The organism is Mycobacterium sp. E3198 (assembly GCF_001667015.1).
Taxonomy (GTDB): domain Bacteria; phylum Actinomycetota; class Actinomycetes; order Mycobacteriales; family Mycobacteriaceae; genus Mycobacterium.
Window position 1 is genome coordinate 19,978 of sequence record NZ_LZIS01000196.1, and the last position, 7,553, is coordinate 27,530.

Here is a 7,553-nt window from a genome sequence, read left to right on the forward strand (position 1 = left end):
CCGACGTAAGGTTGAGAACGTGATTACCGGGTTGGCCCACGCCGGGGTGTGCGTTCCCGACTGCGAGGCCGCGGTGGCGTTCTACCGCGACGTATTGGGCCTGCGTGTGCTCTCGCCGCCGTACGTCATGAGCGGTAATGCCATTCGCGAGGACATGGGCGAGCTGGTGTCCGACCCCAGCATGAAGGCGGCCATCGTCGGGTTCGGCGACGACGGCGACCGGGTGCTGGAGGTGATCGAATACCTCAACGTCGACGGCACCGACGGCGGCGATCGCGCCCTGACCGACCACGGGCTGTCGCACGTCGGGCTGGTCTGCGAGGACCTCGACGCCACCCGCGCCGACTTGGAGGGCAAGGGGGTGCGGTTTTTGGTCAGCGGCATCGCCGACGTGGCGCGGGTCCGCACCACCTGGTTCGTGGACCCGTGGGGGGTGGTGTTCATCCTCGTGGAGAAGAGCCGGCCGCAGCGACCGTACTTCGCGCAATGGGGCTGAAGCCGAGCGTCGGGATCATCGGCGCCGGTGCCGGGGGCATCGCGATGGGCATCCAGCTGGCCCAGGGCGGCTACGACTTCACCATCTTCGACCGCGCCGACGGGTTCGGGGGGACCTGGCGGCACAACACGTTCCCGGGTGCGGCCTGCGACGTCCCGTCGCACCTGTACTCGTATTCCTTTGCGCCCAACCCGCGGTGGAGCAAGACGTACGCGAACCAGCCCGAGATCCTGGCGTATCTGGAGAAGGTCGCCCTCGACCACGGGCTGGGGCCGCACCTGCGGCCGCACACCGCGATCGCCACGGTGCGGTGGTCCGACGACCGGCGGCGGTGGACGCTGATTACCGGCGACGGCGCCCGGCACGACTTCGACGTCGTGGTGAGCGCCGTCGGCATGCTCGACGTGCCGCACGTTCCGGACATCCCCGGCCGGCAGCGGTTCCGGGGTCGCCAATTCCATTCGGCGCGTTGGGATCACAGCCGGCCGACGGACGGGGAGCGGGTCGCGTCGATCGGCACCGGCGCGAGCGCCATCCAATACGTGCCCGCGATCGCACCAAAAGCCGCGCACCTCACCGTGTTTCAGCGGACCCCGATCTGGATCGCCCCGCGCTTCGACTTCCCGTTCACGCCCGAGCAGCACGAGGAGTTCGAACGGCACCCCGAGATGGCGCGCAAGCTGCGCGACGAGGCCTTCGACGCCTACGAATCGTCGAGCTTCGACGTCGACGCCGCGCAGACACGCGAGGCCACCGAGCTCGCCCGCAGCTACCTGCGGCGCAAGGTGTCCGACCCCGAGCTGCGCGCGAAGCTGACGCCCGACTATCCCGCCGGCTGCAAGCGGCCGCTGATGTCGCGCGAGTGGTACCCGACGTTCGCGTTGCCCAACGTCACCCTGGAAACGACCGCGATCGCCGAGCTGACCGAGCGCGGGGTGCGCACCGTCGACGGCGTCGAGCACCGCGTCGACACGGTCATCTACGGCACCGGGTTCACCGCGGCCGACTACCTGGCGAGCATCGACGTCTACGGGACCGGCGGCCGCCACCTACGCGACGACTGGAGCGGCGGGGCCGAGGCCCACCTCGGCACCCTGATCGCCGGGTATCCGAACTTCTTCACGCTGTACGGCCCGAACACCAACGGCGTCAACTCGATCATCTACATCCACGAGGCGCAGACCACGTTCGTCCGCCACATCCTGGACGCGATGGGGGCCCGCGGCGCGCGCACCATCGAGGTCACCGCCGACGCGCAGCGCCGCTACAACGAAGAGCTCCAGGCCGCCATGGCGGGCAAGGTGTGGCTCGCCTGCGACAACTACTTTCGGCATCCCAGCGGCAAGGTGGTCACGCAATTGCCGTACAGCGGCCGGACGTTCTACGAGCGCACCCGCGAACCGGTCGAGGGCGACTACCGCTTCGGCCGGTGACCGGGCGGGGGCCGAAGCCGCCGCCCGCGGACCCGGGCGGATGCGCTCGGCACGGGCCGAAGGCCGGGGCGCCGCGGTCGTCTCACCCGCTCGGCGGTCCGGACCGGGGCGCTGTACGCCGTCTCGATCTTCATCCGCAACCATGCCGCCGCGCGCTTCGACCTCACCTGCACGGCCAAACCCTACGTCGCACCGGCGCCGAGTATCGGTGCGCGGCACCGAAAGTTCGCTCACCGTTAACCGTTTACTGCACCCAGTAGTTGTCGTGCAGGACGAACCATTCCCGGCGTTCGTCGTCGGTCATGTCGGCCAGCGCCCCGAAGCCCTCGAAGTAGGCCTCCCGCGGCGCCCCGGGGGAGAACAGCATCAGCACCGACGCCGGTTCCTCGGCCTCGTTGCGGAAGCCGTGCACACCGCCGGGCGGCACGTAGAGGAAATCGCCCGGGTGCCCGTCGACCCACTCGTTGCCCTCGTAGAGCTTCATCGTCCCGGACAGCACGAAGAACGCCTCCGACATGGCCCGGTGAAAGTGGGCCGGGGGCCCGCCGCCGGCGGGGGCTATGTCGACCCGATACAGGCCGTAGTCGCCGGCGGTGGCCTGCTGGTTGGCCAGGTAGTGGTACTTGGTCCCGAAGGTCTCGTAGTCGGGCGGTTCGTCGACGCGCTTGAGCCACGCGCTGACCTCCGGTTCGTCCTTGGTGTAGCGGGGCGGTGGATAGGGCGGAACGGCGAGGGACATGCCCTAAGTGTTACCCCGTCAGTCGAGGGGATAGACCACCCCGGTGAGCTCCTCGGAGACGGCCCACAGCCGGCGCTGCATAGCGACGTCGTGCGACTTCTCGCTGGAGCCAACGAGTTTCGGGTAGCCGCGGGTCTCGGCGAAGCCGTCGGGGCCGTAGTACTGGCCGCCGAGCACGCCCGGGTCGGTGGCGGCGCGCAGCGTCGGGAGCGCGCCCATGGCCGCGTCCTGCGCAATCACGTTGAAGAACACGTTGACGAGCGGCCGGAACGCCGCGGGCGTGTAGCGGCCCAGTTCGGTATTCGACCCGCCGGGGTGTGCAGCGGCGGCGATCGTCGTGCCGTGCGGCGCAAGCCGTCGCTGCAGCTCGTAGGTGAACAGCAGGTTGGCCAGCTTTGACTGCCCGTAGGCCGCCACGCGGTTGTAGCCGCGTTCCCACTGCAGGTCGTCGAAGTGGATGTCGGCGAGGATGCGGTGGCCCATGCTGCTCACCGTCACGACCCGCGAACCGGCGACCGGCAGCAGCCGGTCCAGCAGCAGGCCGGTGAGCGCGAAGTGGCCCAGGTGGTTGGTGCCGAACTGCATCTCGAAGCCGTCTTTGGTGGTTTCCTTCGGCGTGTACATCACGCCGGCGTTGTTGATCAACAGGTCGATGCGGTCGTGCGCGGAGCGCAGCTGCTCGGCCGCAGCGCGGATGGAGTCCAGCGAGGTCAGGTCGAGTTCCTGCACCGCAACGTCCGCGTCTGGGCTCTGCGCGGTGATGCGCGCGGCGGCGTCCTTGCCCTTGTCCAGGTTGCGCACGGCCAGCACCACGCGGGCGCCGTGGTCGGCGAGCGCGGCGGCGGTCTCGTAGCCGAGGCCGGTGTTGGCCCCGGTGATGACGGCGACGCGACCGGTCTGGTCGGGAATGTCCGCGACGGTCCACTTGGCCATGACGGGCTCCTTGAACTAGTAAAGTAAACGGGGCGAACGCTCCGGTTGATCGCCACTATACGGAACGCACGCCCCGCTTTGTCAACTCACGGATGGTGAACAGATGGCGCAGCCCGCCAAGCCGTTGCGCGCCGACGCGGCGCGCAACCGCGCGCGCGTGCTGGATGTCGCCTACGAGACGTTCGCGGCCGAGGGCCTGGCGGTGCCGATCGACGAGATCGCGCGGCGCGCCGGCGTCGGCGCCGGCACCGTCTACCGGCACTTCCCGACCAAGGAGGCCCTGTTGGCGGCCGTCATCGAGGACCGGATGGGCCGTCTCGTCGACGACGGGCGCGCCCTGCTCGAATCCGCCGGGCCGGGCGAGGCGCTGTTCAGTTTCCTGCGCTCGATGGTGCTGCAGTGGGGCGCGGCGGATCGCGGCCTGGTCGACGCGCTGGCCGGGCTGGGCATCGACATCGCCTGCGCCGCGCCCGAGGCCGAGGACGCGTTCAAGGCGTTGCTCGGCGAGTTGCTGCGGGCCGCGCAGAAGGCGGGCACCGCGCGGCGCGACATCGACATGCGGGATCTCAAGACGATCCTGGTCGGCTGCCAGGCGATGGAGGCCTACGACTCGGCGCTGGCCGAGCGGGTGACCGACGTCGTCATCGACGGATTACGCGCTGCGCGATAACCGCGCGATAAGGGTGGCCCGTTCTTGCACTCGGCATAGGCGAGTGCTAAGAATGACGTTGGCACTCGCGACTGGCGAGTGCTAGGTCGGGACGGTGAGACCAGCTTGGTCGTCCGTCGCGGGCACTGCACCCGGCCAGCGTAAGTAATGGGGTTGTCGTCACCCGGTGGCCCCAGTTTCATTCCCAATCCGGAGGAAGCACTTCGCAATGGCCAAGACAATTGCGTACGACGAAGAGGCCCGTCGCGGCCTCGAGCGGGGCCTGAACGCCCTCGCCGACGCGGTAAAGGTGACGTTGGGTCCCAAGGGCCGCAACGTCGTACTGGAGAAGAAGTGGGGTGCCCCCACGATCACCAACGATGGTGTGTCCATCGCCAAGGAGATCGAGCTGGAGGACCCGTACGAGAAGATCGGCGCCGAGCTGGTCAAGGAAGTCGCCAAGAAGACCGACGACGTCGCCGGTGACGGCACGACGACGGCCACGGTGCTGGCCCAGGCGCTGGTGCGCGAGGGCCTGCGCAACGTCGCGGCCGGCGCCAACCCGCTGGGCCTCAAGCGCGGTATCGAGAAGGCCGTCGAGAAGGTCACCGAGACCCTGCTGAAGTCGGCCAAGGAGGTCGAGACCAAGGACCAGATCGCGGCCACCGCCGCGATTTCCGCGGGCGACCAGTCGATCGGCGACCTGATCGCCGAGGCGATGGACAAGGTCGGCAACGAGGGCGTCATCACGGTCGAGGAGTCCAACACCTTCGGCCTGCAGCTCGAGCTCACCGAGGGCATGCGGTTCGACAAGGGCTACATCTCGGGCTACTTCGTCACCGACGCCGAGCGTCAGGAAGCGGTCCTCGAGGACCCCTACATCCTGCTGGTCAGCTCCAAGGTGTCGACGGTCAAGGACCTGCTGCCGCTGCTGGAGAAGGTCATCCAGGCCGGCAAGCCGCTCCTGATCATCGCCGAGGACGTCGAGGGCGAGGCGCTGTCGACCCTGGTCGTCAACAAGATCCGCGGCACGTTCAAGTCGGTGGCGGTCAAGGCCCCCGGCTTCGGCGACCGCCGCAAGGCGATGCTGCAGGACATGGCGATCCTCACCGGCGGTCAGGTGATCAGCGAGGAGGTCGGCCTGTCGCTGGAGAGCGCCGACGTCGCGCTGCTCGGTAAGGCCCGCAAGGTCGTCGTCACCAAGGACGAAACCACCATCGTCGAGGGCGCCGGTGACTCCGACGCCATCGCCGGGCGGGTGGCCCAGATCCGCCAGGAGATCGAGAACAGCGACTCCGACTACGACCGCGAGAAGCTGCAGGAGCGCCTGGCCAAGCTGGCCGGCGGTGTTGCGGTGATCAAGGCCGGCGCGGCCACCGAGGTCGAGCTCAAGGAGCGCAAGCACCGCATCGAGGACGCCGTCCGCAACGCCAAGGCGGCCGTCGAGGAGGGCATCGTCGCCGGCGGTGGCGTGGCCCTGCTGCACGCCTCCCCGTCGCTGGACGAGCTGAAGCTCACCGGCGACGAGGCGACCGGCGCCAACATCGTGCGCGTCGCGCTGTCGGCCCCGCTGAAGCAGATCGCCTTCAACTCCGGGCTGGAGCCCGGCGTTGTCGCCGAGAAGGTCAGCAACTCGCCCGCCGGAACCGGCCTGAACGCCGCCACCGGTGAGTACGAGGACCTGCTCAAGGCCGGCGTTGCCGACCCGGTCAAGGTCACCCGCTCGGCGCTGCAGAACGCGGCGTCCATTGCCGGGCTGTTCCTGACGACCGAGGCCGTCGTCGCCGACAAGCCGGAGAAGGCGGCCGCTCCCGCGGGCGACCCGACCGGCGGCATGGGCGGTATGGACTTCTAGAAAGTCAACGAGAAAGCCCGGTCTGCGTTGCAGGCCGGGCTTTTTCGTGTCCGCCGCGCCAACCTTCGCCCAGCGTCACGCCAGCGTGGCTCCCGACGCCGACCGTCGCGCCGGCGTGACGCTCGGCGACCGGTAGGTTCGACGCGTGGCCCTTCCGACCCCATCGCCCGCCAGCACCGCCGTCGTGACCGGGGCGTCGTCTGGCATCGGCGCCGACATCGCCCGGGAGCTGGCCGACCGCGGCCACGGCGTCACGCTTGTCGCCCGCCGCGAAGACCGGCTCCGGGAGCTGGCCGACGAACTCGCCGGCCGCGTCCGGGTGGAGGCGATCGCCTGCGACGTCGCGGACGCGTCGGCCCGCGCCGGCCTGTTCGACGAGGTCGACCGCCGCGGGCTGACCGTCGACATCCTGGTCAACAACGCCGGCATCGGCACCATCGGGTCGGTGACGAAGACGCGAGTCGACGACGAAATCGCCCAGGTGCGGGTGAACGTGGAGGCCGTCATCGACCTCACCACCCGCGCCGTCCAGCAGATGGTGCCGCGCGGGCGCGGCGCCATCCTCAACCTCGGATCCACCGCGGGCTACCACCCCTTCCCCGGGCAGGCCGGCTACGCCGCCACCAAGGCGTTCGTGAAGACCTACACCGAGGGGGTGCGCGGCGAGCTGGCCGGCACCGGCGTCACGGTCGCGCTGCTGTGCCCGGGGCCGGTGCGCACCGAGTTCCTGAAGAACGCGGGCATGGACGAGCGGACCTTTGCCGACGCGTTCCCGAAGCTCCTGTGGATGCCGTCGCGCGAGGTGGCGCGCCTCGGGGTCGACGCGCTCGAGCGCGACCGCGGCACGGTGATCACCGGGCTGCCGAGCCAGCTGTCCACGCGGCTGTTCCAGTTCATGCCGCGACGGGTGCTGCTGCCGCTACTGAAGAACCAGCATCCCGGCCTCAGAAGGGACCGGTCAGCCGGCTGAGGGCCAGCGCCGCATCCAGCCTTCTACCGGAAGCGCGAGCGCGTTGCACAGCGTGCAGATCGTCCGGTACCAGCCGACGGCGGTGAGCAATTCGATCCGCTGCTCGTCGGACAGGTCGCGCCCCAGCGCCGCCCAGGTCGCCTCCGACCACGAGCCGGTGCGTTCCAGTTCGTCCACCGCCTCGATCAGCGTCCGCTCGGCCGGGCTCCACCGCTGGTCGTCCGCGCCGCCGGTGACCAGGGCGTCGCACTCGTCCTCGCTGAGGCCCGCGATCGGGCCCCAGAACGCCGCCTGCCCGCCCCACTCGTACTCGCACCGCAGCAGCGCGCAGCTGCGCAGGATCGCGATCGTCCGCGTCCGGGGCGGCAAAAGCGCTGCCACGTACAGGGATTCACCAAGCTTGCGCAGCCGGCTCGCCAGCGCGGGATGGCGTTGCAGGCAACGCACCAGCAGCAGCGGCTCGTAGGTGCGGTCCGGG

8 protein-coding genes are annotated in these 7,553 nt (G+C 69.7%); 5 read left to right on the forward strand and 3 right to left on the reverse strand.

The genetic code is table 11. The features are described from left to right. Positions 1-19: 19 nt before the first annotated feature. Together A5673_RS21550 and A5673_RS21555 are read left to right on the forward strand one after the other, a co-directional pair. Complete coding sequence (locus tag A5673_RS21550) at positions 20-496, forward strand: VOC family protein (protein WP_068237206.1); 477 nt, start codon at positions 20-22, stop codon at positions 494-496. Continuing rightward, complete coding sequence (locus tag A5673_RS21555; protein WP_068237210.1) at positions 487-1,929, forward strand: NAD(P)/FAD-dependent oxidoreductase; 1,443 nt, start codon at positions 487-489, stop codon at positions 1,927-1,929. Before A5673_RS21550 ends, A5673_RS21555 begins: the two co-directional genes overlap by 10 nt. A 244-nt stretch (positions 1,930-2,173) precedes the next feature. Here A5673_RS21555 and A5673_RS21560 read toward each other — a convergent pair whose 3' ends face one another. Together A5673_RS21560 and A5673_RS21565 are read right to left on the reverse strand one after the other, a co-directional pair. Beyond that, entirely contained in the window at positions 2,174-2,668 is a 495-nt protein-coding gene (locus tag A5673_RS21560) for a cupin domain-containing protein (protein ID WP_068237218.1), read from the reverse strand. Between the two features lie 18 nt (positions 2,669-2,686). Next, complete coding sequence (locus A5673_RS21565) at positions 2,687-3,601, reverse strand: SDR family NAD(P)-dependent oxidoreductase (RefSeq protein ID WP_068237221.1); 915 nt, start codon at positions 3,599-3,601, stop codon at positions 2,687-2,689. 103 nt (positions 3,602-3,704) lie between these two features. Here A5673_RS21565 and A5673_RS21570 point away from each other — a divergent pair, with 103 nt between their 5' ends. The 3 genes from A5673_RS21570 to A5673_RS21580 all read left to right on the forward strand — a co-directional run bounded on the left by A5673_RS21570 (position 3,705) and on the right by A5673_RS21580 (position 7,075). Further along, positions 3,705-4,271 (forward strand): TetR/AcrR family transcriptional regulator, encoded by a 567-nt coding sequence (locus A5673_RS21570; RefSeq protein ID WP_068237226.1) that lies wholly within the window; start codon positions 3,705-3,707, stop codon positions 4,269-4,271. Between the two features lie 208 nt (positions 4,272-4,479). Further along, positions 4,480-6,105 (forward strand): chaperonin GroEL, encoded by a 1,626-nt coding sequence (gene groL, locus A5673_RS21575; protein ID WP_068237228.1) that lies wholly within the window; start codon positions 4,480-4,482, stop codon positions 6,103-6,105. Positions 6,106-6,250: 145 nt separating this feature from the next. Continuing rightward, positions 6,251-7,075, forward strand: coding sequence for an SDR family oxidoreductase (locus A5673_RS21580; protein ID WP_068237231.1), 825 nt, complete (start codon positions 6,251-6,253; stop codon positions 7,073-7,075). On the opposite strand, the gene A5673_RS21585 is transcribed toward A5673_RS21580, so the two are convergent. Continuing rightward, the coding region (locus A5673_RS21585; protein ID WP_068237234.1) for a carboxymuconolactone decarboxylase family protein at positions 7,064-7,553 on the reverse strand (490 nt) is incomplete at its 5' end. The two genes, A5673_RS21580 and A5673_RS21585, sit on opposite strands and share 12 nt — an antisense overlap.